The organism is Leptotrichia sp. oral taxon 879 str. F0557, assembly GCF_000469385.1.
Classification (GTDB): domain Bacteria; phylum Fusobacteriota; class Fusobacteriia; order Fusobacteriales; family Leptotrichiaceae; genus Leptotrichia; species Leptotrichia mesophila.
Genome location: NZ_KI271321.1, coordinates 1 through 578 on the forward strand (window position 1 = coordinate 1; position 578 = coordinate 578).

Annotated in this window: 1 protein-coding gene; it reads right to left on the reverse strand. The window is 39.4% G+C overall.

From position 1 onward, the window contains the following. On the reverse strand, positions 1–560 hold a 560-nt coding region (locus HMPREF1552_RS05265), incomplete at its 3' end, for a GTP-binding protein (protein ID WP_039901240.1). Positions 561–578 lie beyond the last annotated feature (18 nt).

Below are 578 nucleotides of genomic sequence, written 5' to 3' on the forward strand. Positions count from 1 at the left end.
TCTACCCATTGAGCTTCTCCATTTAATGCTCCTAATGAAGATCCTTTGATTACTGGAACGTCATCTCCAGGAAATCCATATTCTGTAAGTAATTCTCTTACTTCCATTTCTACTAACTCTAATAATTCTTCGTCATCTACCATGTCAACTTTGTTCAAGTAAACTACGATGTAAGGTACTCCAACCTGTCTTGCAAGAAGGATATGCTCTCTTGTTTGAGGCATAGGACCGTCAGCTGCTGATACTACTAAGATAGCACCATCCATTTGAGCTGCTCCTGTAATCATGTTTTTTACGTAATCCGCATGCCCTGGACAGTCAACGTGAGCATAGTGTCTTTTTTCTGTTTCATACTCAATGTGAGCTGTGTTGATTGTAATCCCTCTTTCTCTTTCTTCAGGCGCTTGGTCAATGTTTTCAAAGTCAACTTTTTCAGCTAGCCCTTTTTCAGCCAATACTTTTGAAATTGCTGCTGTTGTTGTTGTTTTCCCATGGTCAACGTGACCTATTGTTCCTACGTTTACGTGTGGTTTGCTTCTCTCGAATTTAGCTTTTGCCATTTTAATTTTTCCTCCATT